The organism is Burkholderia sp. JPY481 (assembly GCF_038900515.1).
Classification (GTDB): domain Bacteria; phylum Pseudomonadota; class Gammaproteobacteria; order Burkholderiales; family Burkholderiaceae; genus Paraburkholderia; species Paraburkholderia youngii.
Window position 1 is genome coordinate 1 of sequence record NZ_JAYMRT010000154.1, and the last position, 382, is coordinate 382.

1 protein-coding gene is annotated in these 382 nt (G+C 65.2%); it reads left to right on the forward strand.

The window, feature by feature from the left end; genetic code table 11:
* Nucleotides 1–382: urease accessory protein UreG (gene ureG / locus VSR82_RS40120; protein WP_498858940.1), on the forward strand; the 382-nt coding region annotated here is incomplete at both ends.

Here is a 382-nt window from a genome sequence, read left to right on the forward strand (position 1 = left end):
TGGGCGTCGAGACGGGCGGCTGCCCGCACACGGCGATCCGCGAGGACGCGTCGATCAACCTCGAGGCCGTCGACCGCATGCTCACGCGTTTTCCGGACGCGGACATCGTGTTCATCGAATCGGGTGGCGACAACCTCGCGGCAACCTTCAGCCCGGAGCTGTCGGACCTGACGATCTACGTGATCGATGTCGCGGGCGGCGAGAAGATCCCGCGCAAGGGCGGACCCGGCATCACGAAATCGGATCTGCTCGTGATCAACAAGACCGATCTCGCGCCGCTGGTGGGCGCGAACCTCGACGTGATGGCGTCGGATGCGAAGAAGATGCGCGGCGAGCGGCCCTTCGTGATGTGCAATCTGAAGGCGCTCGAAGGGCTCGACGA